Origin of the sequence: Fibrobacter sp., assembly GCF_017551775.1 — a bacterium.
Classification (GTDB): Bacteria; Fibrobacterota; Fibrobacteria; order Fibrobacterales; family Fibrobacteraceae; genus Fibrobacter.
The window spans coordinates 1-21,054 of sequence record NZ_JAFZKX010000074.1; the positions used below are offsets into that span (position 1 = coordinate 1).

Consider the following 21,054-nt stretch of genomic DNA (forward strand, 5'->3'; position numbering starts at 1 on the left):
GGAATGCGAAAAGTTCAGCCACGTGATTCACCTGGTCTCTGACGTGCAGGGCCGTGTGGCAAAGAGCAAGAAGGCTATCGAAGTGCTGCGTTCCAGCTTCCCGGCCGGTACGGTGAGCGGTGCTCCGAAAATCAGCGCCATCGAAATCCTCTCCGGCCTCGAAAAGGTCAAGCGCCGCTTCTACGCGGGTGCCGTGGGTTACATGGAATCCGATGGCGACCTCGATTTCTGTATCGCCATCCGTTGCTGCCTCAAGCAGGGCAAGACCATCAGCCTGCAGGCCGGTGGTGGCATTGTGGCCGCCTCGAACGCCGACCGCGAATTCGAAGAAACGAACGAAAAGCTCGGGGCCGTGAGAGCTGTCCTGGAGGGCGAAAGATAAACCCTACGGATTCTCCAGGATGACAACACAGAAAAGACTTTAAAAAGAGATTAAAACTATGATCGTCATTATCGACAACTACGATTCCTTTACCTACAATGTCTACCAGGCCATTGCAAAAATCACCACCGAAGAAATCCGCGTGCTCCGTAGCCGCGAATGCACCATCGCCGACATCGAGAAGCTGAACCCGAGCCGCCTCATCGTGAGCCCGGGCCCGGGCCGTCCCGAAGATGCGGGCATTTCTGTGGAAGCCATCAAGCACTTCGCCGGCAAGCTCCCGATTCTCGGTGTTTGCCTCGGTCACCAGGCCATCGGTTACGCCTTCGGCGCCAAGATCGTGCAGGCCAAGTTCATCAAGCACGGCATCGCCGAAGAAATCGATCTCGACGGCAAGGGACTTTTCCGCACCATCGGCAAGAAGAACATTTTCACGCGTTACCATAGCCTCGTCATCGACGAATCGACGCTCTCTTCTGATTTCGAAGTGACCGCCCGCGCTACCGACGGCGACATCATGGGCATTCGCCACAAGACCTTGCCGATTGAAGGCGTGCAATTCCACCCGGAATCTATCGCGAGCGGCCGCGCCGACGAATTCTTCAAGGCCTTCCTCAACTACCGTCGCGAACCGCTCGATGTACGCGGCATCTTGAACACGCTTACCGCAGGCCAGGACCTGAGCCGCGAAACCGCCGAAATGTTCATGGAAGACTTGACCGACGGCATCATGGATGAACGCCAGATGGCTGCCATCTTGACGGCCCTTTCCAGCAAGGGCCCCGTGGCAGAAGAAATCGCCGGTTGCGCCAAGGTGCTCAGCAGCAAGAAGCGCAAGTTCCCGTACAGCGGTGACGAACTCACCGACATCGTGGGTACCGGTGGCGACGGCAAGGGAAGCTTCAACGTGAGCTCTCTCTCCGGCCTTATCGCCGCCAGCTGTGGCGCGAAGATCGCGAAGCACGGCAACCGCGCAGTCTCTAGCAAGTCCGGCGCCGCCGACTTCTACACCGCTGCCGGCTTCAAGCTGGACATGACTCCGGACAAGGCCGCGAGCGTCATCGACAAGACGAACTTCGTGTTCCTCATGGCTCCTGTCTACCACAGCGCCATGCGCTTTGCCGGCCCGGTTCGCGGTGCCCTCGGCGTGAAGACCATCATGAACCTGCTCGGCCCCCTCACGAACCCGGCCGAAGCCAAGTACCTGATGCTCGGCGTTTACAGCAAGGCGATTTTGGAACCGTTCACCAAGGCGGCAAAGTCCCTCGGCGCAAAGCGCGTGATGGTCGCCATCTCCGATGACGGCTACGACGAGATTTCTCCGTGCGTCCCGACGACCATTGCCGAAATCTTGGAAGACGGCGAATACCGCGAATACCGTATTGACCCGAAGGAATTCGGCGTCCCGGCCGTGGACCCCGAAGACCTCGCTGGCGGTACGGGTGTCGACAACTTCAACCTCGCTCTCGACGTGCTGAACGGCAAGGGCCGCCCGGGCATCAAGTATGCCTGCGCGCTGAACGCCGGTGCCGCTCTCTACATCAGCAAGAAGGCCGCAAGCCTCAAGGAAGGCTTCGACAAGGCCATCAAGGCGATGGAAGACGGCTCCGTTCTCAAGAAGATCGAAGAAGTCAAGGTCGCGACGAACTCGTAACGAAAAAGCGTTGGCCTAACAAGCCAACGCAAATTCCCGTAAAAACGTTCCCGTTCCGGAGCGTTTTTACCACCTCTTTTCGATTGCGATTCTCACTGCCGTACAAAAACCAACCGCTGCAACGATACTCATAACACATTTTTCGAACATTGTTCCCAGGAGCTGCTGAACGACGCCAAATAAAGACAGAGGCAACAAGACGACCAAGATAACGGTAAGTACGATTCCCCAGAATTTGTTGAGCCTTATTGGAATTATCCGGCTTGCAATCAATGTAATCAGGATTCCCACAATGGCAACGACAATGGAACTCACCGAAATCTGACAAGCCGCTTCGAGCGATTCCGTCCTTCCGCCATTCACCCACTGATAAGGAACGATACTCAATATCACGAAAATGTGTACAAGTATGTTGACAAGGCCCGCCGAAATATTCACTATTCCAGTTTTTCTCAAATCAAATTTTCTAATCCATTCCAACATCGTAGAACTAACCTCTAGAAAACAAAATAAAAAAACAACTCCTGTTTGATTACCATTTTTTCTAAAGTTCGTTGAAAAGGACAATATGAGCGAAGACATTCTTGCAAAAATCGTGCGCATGCGCAAAGCCGACATCGAAAAGCTGGGCCTGAATTTCGGCATCGACATTCCGGAAAAGCGCCGCGTTGGCCATACAGAATTTCTCGGTAACGCGGGAGCGATTCTCGAAGTCAAGCGCGCATCGCCTTCGAAGGGCGATATCGCTCCGGACTTGGATCCGCTCGAGCTCGCGAACACCTACGCGGAAGCTCACGCCCAGGCGATTTCGGTACTGACCGAAGGCAATTTTTTCAAGGGTTCGCTCCACGACCTGATTGCGGTAGCGGACCTGATGGAACTGCGCCGTTCGCAAAAGTTGCATGCCTGCGCGGTACTCCGCAAGGATTTCTTGCTCTATGAAGACGAAATCGACATCGCTTACCGTTGCGGCGCCGACGCCGTCCTGTTGATTGCACGCATCTTGGATGACGAACAGCTCGTCAAGATGGCGAAGCGCGCCCAGAGTTTCGACATGCAGGCCTTCGTGGAAGTTCGCGAAAAGGACGATTTCCGCAAGTTGCAGATTGTGACGGAAGCGCTCGGCGATGCCGCCTCGAAGACGATTGTCGCGGGCGTGAATTCGCGCGACCTCGCCACCTTCCATACCGACCCGCTTGTTCCCGCAAGCGTACGCAACAAGCTTCCGGCAAAGGCGGTTTTCGAGTCGGGCATCCATAGCGCCGCCGACGCCGATTATGCGCGCAGCCTCGGGTTCACGGGCATCCTCGTAGGGGAAGCCGTCGCGAAGAACCCGCCGCTCGCCAAAGATGTGGTCAGCGCATTCGAAGGCGGGTGCGAAAACGCGAAAGGCAAGTTCTGGAAGAAATTCGCGGAACGTCGCGATGACCGCCGCACAGTTCAAGCCGAAGCAGTTCAAGTCGGCGCAGTTGCAGACCCGAGCAAAGCCTGCGCATCTCGCGAAAATCGCCCGATGGTCAAGATTTGCGGGATTACCCGCGAAGAAGACGGCCTGCTCGCCGCCGAACTCGGCGCGGACATGCTCGGGTTCGTATTCAGCAAGACAAAGCGCCTCACCACCGAAGAGTTCGTGCGCAGTTTTGCCGCGAAAATTCGCACGGTTCGCACGCCCGAAAGCACTCCGCTCCTCGTCGGCGTCATTACCGAGACCGATTCCCCCGAAGGGCAGGCCGCCATCAAGCTCGCACAAGAAGGCGTCTTGGACGCAGTCCAGTTCCACGGAATCGGGGCCGGAGCCGAATACGGCGACCTTGCGCATTATTGCGCAGTTCGCGTCGGCGAAGAATCCGATTTCGACAAGGTTTCCGCCCTACGCACTCACGGCGAACCCCGCATCTTGCTGGACGCGAAAGTGGAAGGCATTCCCGGCGGTACAGGCAAGCAGATTCCCGAAAGCCTGCTTCGCGAAAAAGCGGGCGACATTCCGCTGTGGCTTGCGGGCGGCATCACGCCCGAGAACGTTTCTGCGATTTGCGGGAAGTTCAAGCCCGAACTTGTCGACGTCTCGAGCGGCGTAGAAAGCGAACCGGGAATAAAAAGCCCCGAAAAGCTTCAAGCGCTTTTCAGGGAATTGAATAAATAGCTGGCGGTTAACGGACGCGAACGCGAAGCGTTTCCGAGCCCCCGCGAACGAAGTACACGCCCTGCGCAAATCCCGCAGACTTCAGGCCAAGCGAGATTTCGCGCACGGAGTGCGCTCCGGCGATTTCCACTTCGCCCAAGAACTTGCCCGTCACGCCGAACACCTTGTAGGCGGCCGGCCGCACGAAATCGAGTACCGGCAAACCGCCAAACGCAATCGACATCGAGGTATCCTTTTGGTCGACATCCGAGGAATCATGCGCTGCCGTATCCGCGACAGCGGTATCCTTGACCGTATCGACAGGCGTCACAGCCACGGTATCGCTCCAAGAACGTTGCATGCGGTCTAAGCCCGACTGGTTCACGATTTCGAGTTTGATATTGGCGCCTTCGCCCGAGCGCTTGGTCATGCTGTACCAATCGCCATCACGCAGGCCCGGCCAGTAGAAACTCCCCATCTGCCATTCGCGCAACTGATCCGACATGCCGCGGATATAGGCCATAAAGTAGTTGGTCGGAGTAGAATTGTAGTCCATGTAATCGTAATGCACGCCGTTCTTTTCGCCCGGAGCCATCGCGCCGCCCCATTCTGTACAAACAGTGCGGTCGACATACTTGCCCACCTTTCCCTCGAAACTCCTTTTCCAGCCCTCTTCGGTAGTGATGCTCATGTTCCAGAAGGTGTATTCATGGACAGCGAAAAGGCAGCCCTCAAAACGCGGGTCGTCGGCAATATCGGGAACGTTCCAGGCGAGTCCCGAGCCGTCGAGTAGAATGTGATCGCGCGGAACGTTAGGGAACTTTTCGAGCCAGGTCGCATATAGATTACGCAGTTCGTCCTTGCTGTACATGTGCGGCTCGTTGAAAATTTCGAAATAGGCGTTCGGATGCGCCGCATATTTTTCGACAAGCTTCGCCCACATTTTCCACCAGTCATCCATATTCTTGGGGCCGGAAGGCTGCGCAGGTCCCCAATAGCACATCACGAGGCGCCCGCGCTTGAGCGCAACATCCAACACGCCCGAATAGGCATCCAAATTCGTAAGGACGGTCGGTTCGTTCACCGGAATGCGCACGCTGTTCGTTCCAAGCAACTCCTGGAATTGCCCGATAACTTTTTCCGCCACCGTAGTAGCCGACTGGTAATCGTACGATTGGTTGAGCCCGGAAAGCACCAGGATATCCGAAACGAAATTATCCCGTTTGTCGGCCCAGTTTACACCGCGGAACTGGTTTGTTATCGCAAAGGCATTCGCGACGAGGGCAAATGCCAAAACCGAAGCAATTTTTGCTTTCATAAAAACATCCTCATTTTTGTCACCAATAAAAAAATACCTTCAACACAAAAAAAATGAACCCCTTAGAAAGGAGTTCATATTGATAAATAGTCTACGGCAATGATTGTTTATTTTATGCGAACTTGATGACCAAGCACATCAAAGCGGCGGCCGTTCTTTTCGACAAACAGCTGGCTGCCGTTTTTGCGGAGACGAGCCGCAGAGGCGTCGCGCACCGTCGCAGGAATTGCCGCGCGGAGGCCATCCGTTTTGCAGGTTTCACCAGCGCAGAACTCAACCCAGTCGATGTCCATCCAGTCGCCGGTTACCGTAAAGCGCAGGATGTGCTCGCCTTCGGTCAAGCTGACCTTCGCTTCAACCGTGTTGTATTCATCGTAGTTGTCTTCACCGGTGGTCGCCTGCGGAACAGGAATTTCTTCAGTAATGTCCTGGCCATCCATGGAAAGCTTAAAGCTGGAAGTATTGTTGGCAGAAGCCACGGAAGCGTTCATGGTGTAAGTCCCAGTCTCGGCGACCTTCACGGTGTATTCGAGCCATTCGCCAGCCTGGTTGTAACCCACGATATAGCCGTCCATTTTCTTGTAGATATCGACGCCCGTCCCTTCGCGATAGCTATTGCCACCATTGCTTTCGGCGCCATGGTCTTCAGCATCGTTTTCGCTGTAGGTGGTGTTGCCTTGGCCCACGCCGTTAATATCGAAATCTTCCATTTCGATCTTGCCCGGAATGGCGAAAGCTTCGCCCTTGAACGGCGCGCGCGGAACCGGCTTGAGAACCAAGCGGAGCAGTGCAGAGCCGTGAGCCGGGAGTTCGATAGAAACGTGGGAAACCGGGCCCAAGTCCTTCTTTTTCCAAGCATCGCGAACTTCCACTTCGCCTTCTACGCCAATGTCCTTGAAGTCGCATTCGACTGTCTGGGTAGAGCCATTGTTGTTGAGGAGAGCCACGGCAATATCACCGTTCTGCAAGGGCTTAGTCCAAACCTGCTTGCCGTTCTTATCCGAGATGCGGTGGCCCTGAACACCCAGGGAATCCTGGTTGATGGCAATCATGTCCTTGTTCAGGTAGAGTTCCTTGGTCTCGTTGCTCATCTTGCGCACGTCGGAACTGATCATGATGGGAGCAGCCATAATGGACCACATCGTCATCTGAGAACGCTGTTCTTCGTAAGAGAGGCCGTTGTTGCCCACTTCGAGCATGTCCGGGTCATTCCAGTGACCGGGCTTTGCAATCTGCCAGTACTTGTTGTTGGCGTCGATAATTTCGTAAACGCCGCGGTACCAGGACTGTGAAATCCAGGCGGGGCCGATATCGAAAGTGGTGCGCCAGAGGTTCGCAATTTTAGGCATCCAGTCCTTGTATTCCCACATGCAAATACTGAACACGATGTCGCGTCCGGAATTGCGGAGGGCCTTGGACATAGCGGTATAATCTTTTTCCTGGGTATTCGGGTCAGAATCGCAGTTATCGTACTTCCAGTAGTCTACACCCCATTCAGCGAGCTTCTTGGCGTCCTGTTCTTCGTGACCATTGGAGCCGCTCTGGCTCTGCCAATTGCTGTTGTAATGGTGGCAGGTACGCTTACCGCGGTCGCCATAAAGACCGAACTTGAGCCCCTTCTCGTGCACATAATCGGCCAAGGCCTTCATGCCGCTCGGGAACGTTCTCGGGTTGTTCTGGAGGTTGCCTTGAGCATCGCGCTTGGTATCCATCCAGTTATCATCGAGGTTAAGGTAAATGTAGCCGGCGTCCTTCAGGCCAGAATTGACCATCGCATCGGCGATTTCCTTAATCTGATTTTCGTTAATGTTTTCGTGGAACACGTTCCAGCTGTTCCATCCCAACGGCGGCGTAAGCACCAAACTATCGGGATGCGCGAAAACCTGCGAAGCAAATCCCAAAAGGGCAAGGGCGCAAACCCCGCCAAGCGAGTTCTTTTTTAATCCAAACATCTTCATCTCCATAATTGTTGTTGCTTTAAAAATACACCCCAAAAACAACAATCAATCATTCAAAAAGGCAAATGCCATTGCTAATTTATCAACGGCATTTCCTTGCAAATCATCGCGAAACGGGTACCAAGATCGATTTTTTACCGTTCAGGCCGCGCAACAGGTAGATACCCTCCGCAAAACCGGCGCGTTTCAGCGTTTCCGCCTCGGTCGCATCGCTGATTTCAACCATTCCGAGCCTGTGACCGCGCAAATCGAACACCGCATAGGCGGCGTCCCGTTCGGCAGAAAGGCGCAGGTTGCACACGATTCCGGCCGGATTCCCGGTATCTGCGGGCGCATCCACCTTCTTGAGCACCACGTTATCGAGCGTGAGCGTGCCGGTGGCAGCCCCCGCATTGAAACTCAGGCGGCTGTTGGTATCCGTCGCAGCCGTCATCTGGAACTTGAAAGAGAACGTCTTTGCCGACGTACCGATTTCAAAATTCTGTTTTTCGCTGAGATAACTTTCCCACGGGTCGGTATGCTGTTCCACGTTCACCTCGAGGGTGCGGGCAGCGCCGGCGCTTGCGTCAAAGCTTATTTCGTACCACTGGCCTTTTTCCAGGTGTAAATCATGCTGAATCAACTGCACCTGATAATTCTGCGTACCGATGGCAGAAATATCGAGCTGGTACTTGCCGCCCTTCGCCTCGCCTACCGCACTCGCATCGCCATGCAGCTGCAAATCCCAGGCCACCGCGCTGGAATCGAAACCGCCATTGAAGATGCTGTCGCGGTTAGTGGGCACCACGATCGCGGGGGGCGGCGGCGTAATGCTGGAGCCATCCAAGGAGTAGTTCTTCACGAAGTTCCAGATTTCCACGCTCGTATTGACGCTGACGGCCTCGTCCATGGAGTACCAGTGACCCTTGCCTTCGATAGTCAGCAAGCGCACTTCCACGCCATCGTTACAACCGCTCCAAATTTCAAGAGAAGCCGCAGAGCCCGACTTTGTCGACGGATAAGGCTTGATTTTCTGGGAGTTCGAAGAGCACTTCTGCGCATTGACCCAGCTCTTGAGGGTATTCACGGTGCTGTTGTAATTCACCACGTCGTCGGTGGTGCCGTGCGTGTGCATAATCGGCATCGCACGCTTGGGCGAGCTCGGGCTTCCACCACCCGAAACAGGCGCGATAGCCGCAATCTGGTCACCCATCTTGTTTGCCACATGGTAGCTCATCATGCCGCCCATCGAGAAGCCCGAAACGTAAACGCGGTTCTTGTCGATGCCGTACTTGTTGTACATCTCGTTGATGATGGCCTTGATAAAATTAAGGTCCTTTTCGCCCGAAATATCCCAGGCCTTGTTCTCGCCATTCGGGAACACCACCACAAAGCGGGCGGTATCGGCAATGCTTTCCCACTTGGCGGCATTCTTCTGGTATGGGGCATCCTGATTCATGCCGTGCATCTGGATAATGAGCGGGCGATTTTTCTCGATGCCCGAAGGCGCATACACAAGCATGCTGCGGTTTGCGCCATTAACATTTAAGTTGTCTGCAATAGCCGGAGCAGCAAAAAGCGCTGCGGCAATTCCCGCGAAGGCAAAGACGGCCTTCGCAGAAGAGAATCTGCGTCCAAACATCTGTTCTCCTTTTTTAAACGAACATTTTACACCAATCTAAAGATATATACGGGAAGCCCCCGCATAACGATGCGGGGGAAATAAAGCATTACCATTTTGTTAAAAGAACGCGCGGTCTTCACGTGAGCAACAAGCGACTCGTATCAACGAGTCGTGGTTGCGAGAGTACGTGAGAAACCGGAGGTTCCAAACCCAGGACGTCGAACGTACGGTCTTATTTTGTAATCATAACCCGACGGGCAATGCCGTTCTGCGGCTTGACCATGTACACGCCCTTCTCAGAAACAAGTTCCTTCACCTTAGCCTGCACCTCGTGCGCACCCGCCGCATTCACGGCACCCACGAACGTTCCGTTCAAGGAGAACACGCGATAAGTCTGCTCGCCCTGCACATCGTAACGTACCCTCTGGCCAATCGCAATCGAAGAGCATTCGCCCTTGCAGAATTCGAGCCAGTCTACGTTCACGTTGTTGCCGACAATTTCCACCTTGAGGGCGTGCTCGCCGGCAGCGATTTCGGATGTCTTCGAGGTCTTTACCGAGTAGGTGCTCCAGTCATTTTCCGGATTCTGTTCGGCAATAATTTCACCCGTAACCGCCTTTCCATCGATGTAGAGCTTGACGCCCGCATTTTCAGAAGGCGTCGCCATGTTCACGCGCACCTGGTATTCACCGGCTTCGGCAAAGTTCACGGTGTAGCGAGTCCATTCGCCTTCGCCCGTATAGCCGAGAGCAAATCCGCCGCAGTCCTTGGTATTGGCCTCGTCGGAGCATTCAAAGCCGACGATGTCCACGCCATCTTCGCGATAGGCCTTGCCCTGGTTTTCGCCGTCGTTGTCGTAGTAGGCCTTGCCCGACCTTCCCACGTCATAATTTTCGGCTTCCACCCTGCCCGGGAGTTTCGCCACGACGCCGTTATACGGAGTCGGCGGAGTCGTATCCTGCGCGATGGCGTCGAGGTAGATTTCATCCTTGTAGTCGACACCAATCTTGAACCAATCAAAGTCGGCATAGCCGCCCGCGGTCTTGGTTGCGTAATTGAAGAGACCGAAGCGGTAGCCCACGAACATGTGGAGCGAATAGCTGAGCCCCACATTGTCGCCAATCTTCGTCCAGCTTTCACCATCGGTGCTGTAATAGAAACTTGCCGTACCGCGGTCAATCGGCAAATCGAAATCGACACGCAGATAGACCTTGGAAACAGAAACCGGGACGCTGGCCTTCTGGGAATCTCCGCTTTCCTTTCCGCTGTACATCACCACCTTGTAGCTTCCGCCTTCCTTCGCGAGAGCGACGAAGCCCTTGTCATCTTGCAGGGCGACAAGGCCCGCGATATCACCGTCCTTCATGCCCGTACCATCCACAAGCGTGCGGCCGGAGCACTTGGGACCAAACGTGCGCATCGTAAGCGTATTCTTCGCATTCTGCACTCGGGAATCCGTGCGACTCGTGGTAATGCGGTAATGGCCCGGATTCGCCGTGAGGCTCCAGTTCTTGTTATCGGGATTGTGGTTGAATTGCCATTCGAGAGCGAGTTCATCCGTTTCAAAATCGTCGCTGGTGACCATGCCGTAACCCGGGAGCGGAGATTCCGGCAAAGTGATGGTAGAAGGCGCCTTCCTGGAGCCTCCTTCGGGTTCCGGCCAGCCATCCTTCCAGACCATCGGAACCAGGTGAGACATGCGGCCGACAGGGCCGGAATCGCGGAACAAGAGGGCATACCACTTGCCTTCCGGAGTATCGAAGATGCCGCCTTGGGCAACGCCGTTGTCTTGCAAGAAAATGCGACCGCTAAAACCGGAGAGCAGGCTCTTGGAACGGTAAACGATTTCGGTACGGCAGGCGCCCGCCGGCCAGGAAATCGTGAACAGGTAGTATTCGCCGTTCACCTTCTCCATGTGCGAACCTTCCTGCTGCACATAGTAATTGGAAGTTCCGGTCACCTGGTTGATGCTCACACCGCCGAGCTTTCCGCTCTTGCCGCCCTGCTTTACGCCGCTAGCATCGTCGTTGAGCTGCACGTAACTGATTTGGTCGCCACTGCCGTAGAACACCCACACGGTGCCGTCGTCATCGAAGAAAAGCGAGGGATCGTGATAGAACGGGAGCGTCACTTCGGTCCACGGGCCGTTTTCCACGTCGGCCGTCTTGTAGAGGTGCGTCTTGTTCGTCGTGTAGGAGGGCGTCAAAACGTAGAAGAATCCCTTGTGATAACGGATGCTCGACGCCCACGAGCCCTTGCCGTAGGCGTCCTTGCCGCCGTTCAGGTTCATGTTGTCGTTGTTGGTGAGCGTCTGGTAGGCATAGCCCACCGTACGCCACTGCGCCAAATCGGTACTCTTGAAAACGGGCACGCCCGGCGCAAAATGCATGGTCGTCGTGACCATGTAATACGCATCGTCGACGCGGACAATCGAGGGGTCCGGGCTATCGACGTACATAATCGGGTTATTGACCGTATCGGCAACGGCGATACTGGCCGAAATCACGGCGAAAACAGCCGCGCGGGCCATCAAACGAAAGCATCCCATACAGAAACTCCTTTTGTGCAGGGCACCACCCCTGCACAATTCCATAATCTAAAATTACCTCCGAAGTGACGATTTTCACATCGCGCGACAGCGTTTTCTATGGACTTTTTGTCAACAAGGGAAAAGCCCAAAAAAGCGAAAACCCCGGAAGAACCGGGGCTTTACAAAAAGGACTTTCACATCAACTAGCCGTAGATAAACCCGAGGGTTACGGCGACAACTATAAAGAACGCAATCTGCTTGACGATAACAACTTCGCTATTTCTCATAGACAACCACCTTTTTCCTCTGTTGGTTTTTTGTTCCTGGATTAGAAATTACAAAATAAATGCCCCCGGAGACAATGTCGTGCGTCACACTATTTTTCACTTTTGACACTGCTTCGTGCATATTTTTTGCTTGCATGACGGCAATCACGCGTCCTTGCACATCAAGGAGCGCAAAACTGGACTCCGACTCGGTCGCGTAAGTCACGAAAGCGGGCTTGACGAAGTCCGAAGAACCGTCCGGATCGGGAGCGTCCTTGCCCTTCGCGAACTGGAAGTAGTCCACATCGAACCAGGAACTCGTCACGGTCATCCTCAAGATATGCTCGCCCGCAGGGAGCGTCACGTTCGCCTTCACTTTGCCGAAATCATCGAAGGAACCCGAGCCTTCCACCTTGGACACAAGAATCGCCTCCGTGATAGCCTCGCCGTCAATGGAGAGCTGGAAAGCCGACGTCGCATTGTCCGTAGCCACCGCGGCAAACATCGTGTAGTCACCCGCTTCCTTCACGTTCAGGGTGTATTCGAGCCATTCGCCTTCCTGGTTGTAGCCAACCACGTAGCCGGTCGCCTTCTGGTAAATATCGACACCCGTGCCTTCGCGGTAATTGGTCTTGCCATGATCTTCGGCGTCATTCTCCTTATAGGAATCGTTGCCCGCACCCTTGCCCGGGACGTCGAAATTTTCGGCCTCGACCTTGCCCGGAATTTCGAACGCGCCGCCCTTGAAAGGCGTCTGCGGTTCAGGTTCAACGGGAACCGTGCTGATATGCTTGAGCATTTCTTCTGCATAGCGGCGGCCGAATTCCTGGTACGATTCGCTGCTGAAATGGTAGGAATCCTTGCCGTTGCCCTTGAGGCCTTCGGAAGAGACAAAGTAAGTATTGTCCATTACGTTCGGGAGCGTCTTGATATTGTTATCCGTAAAGCTCCAGCAGCAGCCACCCGCAGCGCGGTCTTCCAGGCCGCCCGCAAGGAACGGAACCGTATCGGAACTCAAGTCCAAAGCCTTCAAGATGTCGTCACGGGTTTTCTTGACTTCTTGCTGCCAGTTGTTGCCATTCATGGCACCCGATTCACCCTGGTGGAAAATGAAGCCCTTGATGACGCCAACTTGCTGGGCCTTCTTCGCGACTTCCACAATGCGTGCATAGGCGTTGCCGTCGCTGCCGTAATCCTTGGCCCAGTTCACAAGCCAGTTCTCGGCCGTAGAAAGGTAGGAGGCGTATTTGTCCTTGTCGAACAGTTCAATCTTCGTTCCGCCCACAGCCACGGGAATCACGCCCACGGTCACGTCGGGGAGGCTGTCGGCCAGGTAACGGCCAAACCAGTCAGCCACAGAGAGGCCTTCACCGCAATGGAACATCGGCGGCACGGCCGGGTAAATCTCGCCCACCGTCGGGTACTTCGTGCACGAGGTCGTCGCGAACATCTTGTAGCGCGGATGTTCCTTGTCGTCGGTACCCCTGCGGATATCGCCAGCGCCCGCCATGTTGGACTGGCCATACGCAATATAAATATGGAAATTCGGATCTGGGGCCGCCTGAGCATGCATAGGGACGAGCAGCGTCCCGCCCAAAATCCCGCAAGCGACCGTCAAGATTTGGGAAAGTTTTTTCACTTCCATATCACACCTCTTGTTTTCCCTAAAACTACCCCAAAAACGGCAAAAAAGCCCCAAATTAAAACTTTTTTTCGTGGACAAATCGTCAAGAAACAGGCCATTTTCGGTGAAAAAAGCCATTCACGGCGAAGTGTAATTTTTTGTTTGCGTTTATATGCAGGGACGCCCCGTGTTACATGCGGTAAACGCGAAGGTTCCGCAGAACTGATTCAAAAATTCGCCATAAAATAATCCCGGAACGAGTCCGGGATTAAAATGGTGAAAATACAGATTATTTCAATCGATTTCGCAGGTTGTGATAGGCCGGGAGACAGTTCTTGCAACCGTCATAACCGGCACTAAGCGCCTTTTGTAGCGAGTAATACCCGCGCTGGTGATTCTCGTATACGTCCATGACGCAAGGGCAACCTATGCGATGGACTTCCATATTGTTGTGGTTGGCAACATATTTCGGCATCGGATTCACCATCGCGTTTACGCCCTCGGTATGCAGGCCCAGAGACGCTCGCATACATCCGTCGCCGAACTTGAATTTGTCCATGGCAACCGACAGCGGGAACCTGCTCGCAGGCGGCATCGGCAACTTAAGTTCCGGAGTAATCGTCATCTTCGGGAACCAGGAGACTATTAAGCCAGAACATGCATTCAGGACAAAAGTCAAGAATTTATCACCCAGCTTTTCAATAAGATTATCATGCCATATAACATGCGCCAGCTCAAGACCTTCCATTTTTATCGAGAAATTATGGGTAACCTCATCGAAGTTAAGGCTCGCCGTGGCATGCTTCAATTCTATATCAGAGAAATCTCCCGTGCTAATTCCATAGTCAATATTCACATGCTCCTTATAAAGCAGTATATCCGGAATGAAATCCGGGAGCCAGCCCGTCGGGTCAAAATAAACCTTTCTCCAATACAGCACCCTCAATCCTGCTTTCAGAACCAATTTAACCCTGAAATTTCGAATGGAAATCTTATTCCCGGGCAATAGGCATAAAGTGGGTTTGTTCCTCAGTTCAAGAATTCCTCCAGCAAATATACACGCTTTATCCAGTTCAACCGTCTTTTCAAGATAGCCACCCGTAAGGACTTTTGACTCCAGTCTTTCAAGAAAACCCTGGATAGTGAACCCAATTTTACTAATAAACGATGTTGCACTTTCCGCATACTCGCCCCCAAATGAGAACGAATGCGTTTCCATATTATTCCAATAGAAATCAAACGCTCTTTGAATAGCATTTTCCGAAAGCGCAACAGAAATGCAGCTATTTGGCGCAAAAGGCCTTATCAGGGAACCGTTTCCGCCCTTATTTCCCAAGATGTTTACCGCGACAGCAAGCTGATTGATTCCTTTTTCATGTTCAAGGACGGTCACGTTTGCCACTTGCGCCGTAAACTTGGCATTTGGAAGAGTCCCCGGCAGATGCCCGGAAAAACTCGGAAGAGGAATCTTTATCGGGGAAATCGTATCAAAGTACGCATCAAGAGCCGGCTTGAAAATATCCTGAAGATTCTTTACCGCAACAGAATTTTTAGAATCCGCAATTGCAATATCAAGATGGTCAAGACACGACGCATCCACGGGAAGGTAAACACACGATTCATTTGAATCGTTCAACTTGAATTCGAACTTTGTTTTCAACATCAAGTCGGCATCAAATTTCACTTCGAGACCGTCCATCATCCAAACATAAAGACGGACATGCGCCGAAAGCGTCGCAAAATTCACTTTATTTTGGCTGATGAACTGAATCATCGGTTCATGCAGGAGTTTGCAACGAAGGCGAACCTTCAAGCAATCCCGTAGCGTTGGGGGAAGCTTCTGAATCGTCCCCTGCGGAAGGGCGAGCGGGCCTTTCCGGAAATCCATCTCCTTGTTGAACGTCAGGAAATTATTGTAAAACAGGGCGGTCGCCGCCTCGTTTATCATCTTGGCGTTGACGATAAGAACGGCATCGTAACCTGCGGTATAGCAAAAAGACTCCGGCAGCATATTGGCAACATCATAAACTGTTTGTGGCATAATCGTATATCCTCTTATTGAATCTTTTTGTAACCTTTTAAACATTGTTCACATGCCGTATAGCCCTTTGCCAAGGCCTCGTACATAATGAACCAACCTTCACGATTTTCCTGTCGAATATCGTGCACCTTTCCGCAATCGAACCGATGGATAACCTTTTTCTTTCCATCGGCAATATAAGTCGGAGGCACAATACAGGCCGGAGAAACTTCGTTGGCATTCACGTCCAGCGACATCGCGAAACCATTGTCGGCAATATCCAGTTTCGCCTTGCTCAGGGTCATCGTATACTTGTCCAGGACCTTAACGTTCCTGAGGATCAAGGACGGAGATACCGTAAATTCCGGAATCTTGTCAATGACATAACCCTTAACAAGATCCATCAACTTTTGCCAAGTCGCATCGGAGAACGAGGCGCCCTTCTTGTCAAAATCGACCTTAAATTCAGCATCCGTAACCTTCGCAACGATCGAGCCGTCGTCAACCCTGTCGCTACCATCGAGGACGACTTCTATCCCGTCGCTTCCAATCGTATCCAGGCTAGCATCGATGAGTTTTCCGCTTTCTTCAACGGGGATGTCCTTAAACTTGAGGCGCGCACCGGCCTTTTCAAGTTTGAGGGTAAACGTGTTCTTGGTATCCAGGAGGACCTTGTGTTCGTCCTTGGTCGTACTAAGGTGCACATCGTCTTCAAACTTCGTCAACGAATCCGGAATAAACGAGCTCTTGTCAAGGCTCACGGACTGCGTTTGGCTGGCCTCGATTTTCAGGCTGACATCGGCAACGACATCCAAGTTCATGATTTCGACCGTCCCCCCTTCCGTGAAGTTGAGCGACGGAGTCCCCTGGACCGCAATAGTGCCCTTACAGTACAAAAGCATGTTTTCGAAATCGGTCTGAGTTTCAATAAAGCCAAGCGTGACAACGCGCAGCACCGTGTCCGTCGTCTTCGAAATCACGCCGGAGGCAAAGTTTATATTGGCCGTTTTGTCAAAGTCGATATTGATGGAACCGTTCTTGGTCTGCCACCAGGAATCAAAGAGATTCCGAGCCGCATTTTCATCTACGGCAAGGAAGCAGTCGGAACCCCCGACCTGGCTCTTGAACTTGGAAATACTCCCCTGCTCTTGATAGAGGCTCAGGCCGGCAACAATACTCTTGTTGTCAAAAACCTCGATATCGCACTGTTTCAGGGAATACTTCGACTTCAATTCTGAAAGTTTGAAGTTGTTGATCGAACTGATATCGATCTGCTTGTTCTTGAAGTACTTATTCAGAACTTCCGAAATAATGTAATTCAACGCATTCAGGAACTTTTGATCCACATAGAATTCGCGCTGAGCGATGATGTTCAGGACTTCCGCCGATATAATCGTGAAATCAAAGATTTCCCTTTTCAAGTCAAGGTCGACCTTTGCCTTCAGCCGGAACTCCAGCGTAAAGAAGATGTCAGCACAATTAAAAAGGTTCAGCCTAAGTTCACTTCCGCACCGAACAAAGAGTTCCTTTTTCGATGTCAAATCAATAAACGGTTCACCTGTAAGTTTTATTTCGTACTTGATTTCGTTAAAGGGGGCAAACTTTCCGGCTTTATCCTTATCCATAATGGGATAGGTCGCTTCCGGTACATTGAGCAAACCCGCATAAAAAGCCATTGCCAGCGCTTTATTGAGCATTTTCTCATGAAGCTGTACAACAATATCATATCCAGCAGTATTGATCATTTGATTCTCCATTTGAATGTAACCATTATAATATTTTTTTATTAACTAGTCACACATTTCATAGCAAAAATATTTTTACAGACAAACTAATAAAAAAAAGACGCTCGCTCGTTAGAGCGAACGCCACGCAATTCGATGTTTATGCACCCCATAGGCTTACTAGGCCTGTCCATCAACTCTTGGAATTTTTTTTCTTTTTTTGATATATAATCGACCAAAATCCGGCAGGGCATCGAATCAGTTTCGATACACAATATAACTTTTTTTCAGAACTAGTCAACCCTTTTCTTTACAATAAATTCATTTTTTACATACAAGTCCGTTATTTTGCCCTAAATGATATACAGAGTAACAAAAATGCATTACAATTGCAATACAAACCTTATGGTTCTGTAAAAAAAAGACGCCGGCTTTTACCGACGTCCCTTTTCCCTTCCCTATTTAATATTATTCTACTTCCAGTTTCATGGTGCCGGAGTCGAGGCCCCTCACCGCATAGAACACCTTGCTTCCGTCCGGCTTGAGGATGACCGCGATACCGGCCAAGTAGTTCAGCCAGTTGTCGCCCTCCCATTCACCCCTCATGGCCTTGTAGTATTTGAACGTTATTCTCTGTTCAGATATGTACGACAACAAGGGGATAATCATCACGTCGTGCGAGACGAAAACGCCGACCGTCCTTCCAGAAAGTTCCAACGCCGGGATAAGGTAATCTTCCAGCAATTCAGAGCTGCGAGGGGCAAGGTCGTAGAACACGTCGGTGTAGCCGCCTTCGGCCGCCCACTTGGTAATCAGGCCCCTTCCGTCGTCGTTTTCCCTAATGGTGGTCATGAAGTACGAATCAAAGTTCTTGGTAAACCAGCCCTCGTTCAACACGACCATGGTATCGCTGGTGGTATCGAGATCATGGCGGCCCCTGGCAATAAAGTTGCACGTCTGGTGGGTACGGACATACTGCGAACCTGCATAGTACACGTAACCGGGCCCGCCTTCGGATAAACTCATGCCAAGGCGCTGGGACTGGAATTTTCCCATTTCGGTCAACGGGCTCGAGAGGGTAATGTCGTCTTCGCGTTCTGCATGGCGCAGCACCACAATCATCTTTTCATCGGGCCGCACACTGTTGTAAACTTGATCCAGCGGGACAAACTCCGTAACGTGAGAAAGGTTGACGTAGGCACTGTTGGCGATGCTATTAATTTCGGCATCGGTAGCGATTCTCCAGAGGTGCGTACCCATGTCGCAGTAGTAATAGCGAGATTCGCCGTTAACGGTGGTACGTTTCATGTCGCCGGCGTTGCTGGCATTGCACGGGCCCACGTAGAGTTCGGGCGGGTAGGTAACGATGCTATCGACAATGCGGGTGCTGTCCATGAACGTAATATGGAGGCTATCGATGATGTTGAGGCTGTCGATAATGCGGGTGCTATCCTTGAACGTGATGTAGAGGCTGTCGATAACGTTGATGCTATCGATAATGCGGGTGCTGTCGATATAGCGCACGCTATCTTTGATGCGGAGGCTGTCCTTAATGCGCAGGCTGTCCCTGATGTACAGGCTATCGGTGATGCGGATGGAATCGATCCAGTTGAGGCTATCATGAACAACCACCGAGTCACGCACCGAGACGTCATCAGGTTTTGTGGAAATGCTATCGGAATCATCGCATGCGGCCATAATAAAAGCAAACGCAAGCCCCGCTAGTACATTCAGAATTTTTGAATTCATCTATTTGAACTCCCTCTTATATAAATTTTGTCGCTTTCGCGAATTAAGGTTCCGTTTTTAAGTTGCGTACAAATATATTTCAAAAACCTTACAACGTCAAGGCCGTTTGTTAGCTTTTTTTATTCGTTTATCTAACAAACCTCATACAAATTACCGCAAATTAGTAAAAAAATAACCCCGACCGAGCCGAGGCTATTTCAAGTCGCAAATTTGCAGTTTCATCGCATCGCAGGCAAATTAATGCCTTGCGGGGCGGTTTTTGCTCTAGCCGAGTTTCGCCTTGAGCCAGGCGTTCGCACCGGCAATGGCAGCGGAGATCTTTTCGGGTTCGCGGGTACCGGCCTGAGCGCGGTCGGGGCGTCCACCGCCCTTACCACCGCAAGCGGCTGCGAGTTCCTTGACCAGGTCGCCGGCCTTGATGCCCTTGGCCTGCACGTCCTTGCCGACCATCACCGCGATGCTTCCGTTGCCTTCGCCCTTGTTGGCTATCACTGCCACAGAGTCAGTCGCGAGCTTGTTCTGGACACCGTCGAGCAGGTCCTTGAACTTTTCGTCGGGCATGGAGAATTCGCGAACGAAGAGGTTCACGCCCGCCACGTTGACGGCTCCCTTCAGCACTTCGGCAGCGGCGAGCGTCGCAAGTTCGAGCTTCACGGACTGCAGGCTCTTTTCGAGGCTCTGCGTCTTGGCGAAAGTCTGCTGGATGCGGTCGAGAACGTCGGCGTCCTTGCAGCGGAGCTGTTCGCGGAGAGCGGTAAGAATCTGCGTACCAGCACGGAGCAGCATCAATGCGTTACGGCCAGTGACGGCTTCGATACGGCGCACGCCTGCGGACACGCTGGATTCAGAAACAATCTTCACGAGGCCGATGTTACCGGTGTTCTGCACGTGCAAACCACCGCAGAGTTCCTTGGAGAATTCATCATTGGCGCAGCCCATCTTGACCACGCGGACTTCGTCACCATACTTTTCGCCGAACAGCGCCATGGCACCGCTCGCCTTAGCTTCGTCGACGCCCATCACCTGGGTATTGACCGGCAGGCATTCCATCACCTTGGCGTTCACGATGTCTTCCACCTTCTGGATTTCTTCGGCGGTCATCGCATTGAAGTGGCTGAAGTCGAAGCGAAGCACTTCGTTCGAAACGAAGCTACCCTGCTGCTGCACGTGAGTGCCGAGCACCTGACGGAGAGCGGCCTGCAGCAAGTGGGTCGCGGAGTGGTTCTTGCGGATGTCGGCACGGCGTTCGTTGTCGACGGTAGCCATGAACACGGCGCCCATCGTCTCTTCGTTTGCCGTACCTTTCTTCACCTTGCCGCGGCAAAGAGCGGTGTCGTTCACCTTCACGGTGTCGAACACGTCGATTTCGAGGTCAGCGGAAACGAGCGTTCCCTTGTCACCGACCTGACCACCCATTTCGGCATAGAACGGGGAGGTCTCGAGCACGATGCTCAAAACGCCCTTGTCTTCACGCCAGCGCACTACCTTCGTTTCGCAAGCGGAGAGTTCGTAACCGACAAACTTGGTGCTTTCTTCGCTGTACTGCGTCCAGCCTTCGGTGCCCATGGTGTTGATGCCCTGCTTCATGTTGGCGCGGGCGCGGGCCTTCTGTTCTTCCATGCACTTCTCGTAGCCTTCTTCGTCAATCAAGAGACCCTTTTCTTCGGCGAGAATGCCGGTGAGGTCCGGCGGGAATCCGTAGGTATCGTAAAGCAGGAACACCTTGTCGCCCGGAATCTTGTCGCCCTTCTTCAAGTCGGCGGAGATGGCGGCGAAGCGTTCGAGGCCGGCGTCGAGCGTGCGGATAAAGCTTTCTTCTTCGCTCTTGATGACGCTTGCGACGAATTCCTTGCGTTCGCGGATTTCCGGGAAGGCATCGCCCATCGTGTCGGCGAGCACCTGAACGAGCTGGCAAATGAACGGTTTTTTCTGACCGAGCAGGCGGGCAAAGCGGCTTGCACGGCGGAGAATGCGGCGGAGCACATAGCCACGGCCTTCGTTGCTCGGGAGAGCGCCGTCGGCAATAGCAAAAGAAATAGCGCGGATGTGGTCGGCAATCACGCGGTGCGGGGTGCCGGCTTCGCCATCGTTGTACGGAACGCCA

13 protein-coding genes are annotated in these 21,054 nt (G+C 52.8%); 3 read left to right on the top strand and 10 right to left on the bottom strand.

The genetic code is table 11. From position 1 onward, the window contains the following. Together IK012_RS08545 and IK012_RS08550 are read left to right on the top strand one after the other, a co-directional pair. Nucleotides 1–382: chorismate-binding protein (locus IK012_RS08545; protein WP_290953158.1), on the top strand; the 382-nt coding region annotated here is incomplete at its 5' end. Nucleotides 383–440: 58 nt separating this feature from the next. Continuing rightward, a complete protein-coding gene (locus IK012_RS08550) occupies nucleotides 441–2,036 on the top strand; it encodes a bifunctional anthranilate synthase component II/anthranilate phosphoribosyltransferase (protein ID WP_290953160.1) in 1,596 nt (531 codons plus the stop codon). Between the two features lie 66 nt (nucleotides 2,037–2,102). On the opposite strand, the gene IK012_RS08555 is transcribed toward IK012_RS08550, so the two are convergent. Then, nucleotides 2,103–2,618 (bottom strand): hypothetical protein, encoded by a 516-nt coding sequence (locus tag IK012_RS08555; protein ID WP_290953163.1) that lies wholly within the window; start codon nucleotides 2,616–2,618, stop codon nucleotides 2,103–2,105. On the opposite strand from IK012_RS08555, the gene IK012_RS08560 reads away from it, so the two are divergent. Then, nucleotides 2,605–4,179, top strand: coding sequence for a bifunctional indole-3-glycerol phosphate synthase/phosphoribosylanthranilate isomerase (locus tag IK012_RS08560; protein ID WP_290953166.1), 1,575 nt, complete (start codon nucleotides 2,605–2,607; stop codon nucleotides 4,177–4,179). The two genes, IK012_RS08555 and IK012_RS08560, sit on opposite strands and share 14 nt — an antisense overlap. A 7-nt stretch (nucleotides 4,180–4,186) precedes the next feature. Here IK012_RS08560 and IK012_RS08565 read toward each other — a convergent pair whose 3' ends face one another. The 9 genes from IK012_RS08565 to alaS all read right to left on the bottom strand — a co-directional run. Continuing rightward, nucleotides 4,187–5,476: a cellulase family glycosylhydrolase gene (locus IK012_RS08565; protein WP_290953169.1), complete on the bottom strand. Its 1,290-nt coding sequence runs from the start codon at nucleotides 5,474–5,476 to the stop codon at nucleotides 4,187–4,189. A 107-nt stretch (nucleotides 5,477–5,583) separates the two neighbouring features. Further along, complete coding sequence (locus IK012_RS08570; RefSeq protein WP_290953172.1) at nucleotides 5,584–7,428, bottom strand: carbohydrate-binding protein; 1,845 nt, start codon at nucleotides 7,426–7,428, stop codon at nucleotides 5,584–5,586. A gap of 109 nt (nucleotides 7,429–7,537) precedes the next feature. Next, nucleotides 7,538–9,055 carry a carbohydrate binding domain-containing protein gene (locus IK012_RS08575; RefSeq protein ID WP_290953175.1) on the bottom strand — a complete coding sequence of 506 codons (1,518 nt, stop codon included), beginning with the start codon at nucleotides 9,053–9,055 and terminating at the stop codon, nucleotides 7,538–7,540. 214 nt (nucleotides 9,056–9,269) lie between these two features. Beyond that, nucleotides 9,270–11,585: a family 43 glycosylhydrolase gene (locus IK012_RS08580; protein ID WP_290953178.1), complete on the bottom strand. Its 2,316-nt coding sequence runs from the start codon at nucleotides 11,583–11,585 to the stop codon at nucleotides 9,270–9,272. 258 nt (nucleotides 11,586–11,843) lie between these two features. Next, nucleotides 11,844–13,478: a sialate O-acetylesterase gene (locus tag IK012_RS08585; protein WP_290953180.1), complete on the bottom strand. Its 1,635-nt coding sequence runs from the start codon at nucleotides 13,476–13,478 to the stop codon at nucleotides 11,844–11,846. A 268-nt stretch (nucleotides 13,479–13,746) separates the two neighbouring features. Beyond that, complete coding sequence (locus tag IK012_RS08590) at nucleotides 13,747–15,498, bottom strand: hypothetical protein (protein ID WP_290953183.1); 1,752 nt, start codon at nucleotides 15,496–15,498, stop codon at nucleotides 13,747–13,749. 14 nt (nucleotides 15,499–15,512) lie between these two features. After that, the gene (locus IK012_RS08595; protein ID WP_290953186.1) at nucleotides 15,513–17,102 is read right to left on the bottom strand and encodes a hypothetical protein; all 1,590 of its coding nucleotides are present in this window, start codon (nucleotides 17,100–17,102) and stop codon (nucleotides 15,513–15,515) included. 567 nt (nucleotides 17,103–17,669) lie between these two features. Next, nucleotides 17,670–18,950: a histidine phosphatase family protein gene (locus IK012_RS08600; protein WP_290953188.1), complete on the bottom strand. Its 1,281-nt coding sequence runs from the start codon at nucleotides 18,948–18,950 to the stop codon at nucleotides 17,670–17,672. A 264-nt stretch (nucleotides 18,951–19,214) separates the two neighbouring features. After that, a partial coding sequence (gene alaS / locus IK012_RS08605; protein WP_290953190.1) for an alanine--tRNA ligase occupies nucleotides 19,215–21,054 on the bottom strand: 1,840 nt, incomplete at its 5' end.

Excerpts from the sequence above, each read along its gene's own strand:
- IK012_RS08555 (WP_290953163.1), bottom strand. The coding sequence starts at position 2,618 with ATGTCTTCGCTCATATTGTCCTTTTCAACGAACTTTAGAAAAAATGGT.
- IK012_RS08600 (WP_290953188.1), bottom strand. The coding sequence starts at position 18,950 with ATGAATTCAAAAATTCTGAATGTACTAGCGGGGCTTGCGTTTGCTTTT.
- IK012_RS08595 (WP_290953186.1), bottom strand. The coding sequence starts at position 17,102 with ATGGATAAGGATAAAGCCGGAAAGTTTGCCCCCTTTAACGAAATCAAG.
- IK012_RS08585 (WP_290953180.1), bottom strand. The coding sequence starts at position 13,478 with ATGGAAGTGAAAAAACTTTCCCAAATCTTGACGGTCGCTTGCGGGATT.
- IK012_RS08590 (WP_290953183.1), bottom strand. The coding sequence starts at position 15,498 with ATGCCACAAACAGTTTATGATGTTGCCAATATGCTGCCGGAGTCTTTT.
- IK012_RS08560 (WP_290953166.1), top strand. The coding sequence starts at position 2,605 with ATGAGCGAAGACATTCTTGCAAAAATCGTGCGCATGCGCAAAGCCGAC.
- IK012_RS08580 (WP_290953178.1), bottom strand. The coding sequence starts at position 11,585 with ATGGGATGCTTTCGTTTGATGGCCCGCGCGGCTGTTTTCGCCGTGATT.
- IK012_RS08570 (WP_290953172.1), bottom strand. The coding sequence starts at position 7,428 with ATGTTTGGATTAAAAAAGAACTCGCTTGGCGGGGTTTGCGCCCTTGCC.
- IK012_RS08575 (WP_290953175.1), bottom strand. The coding sequence starts at position 9,055 with ATGTTTGGACGCAGATTCTCTTCTGCGAAGGCCGTCTTTGCCTTCGCG.
- IK012_RS08550 (WP_290953160.1), top strand. The coding sequence starts at position 441 with ATGATCGTCATTATCGACAACTACGATTCCTTTACCTACAATGTCTAC.
- IK012_RS08565 (WP_290953169.1), bottom strand. The coding sequence starts at position 5,476 with ATGAAAGCAAAAATTGCTTCGGTTTTGGCATTTGCCCTCGTCGCGAAT.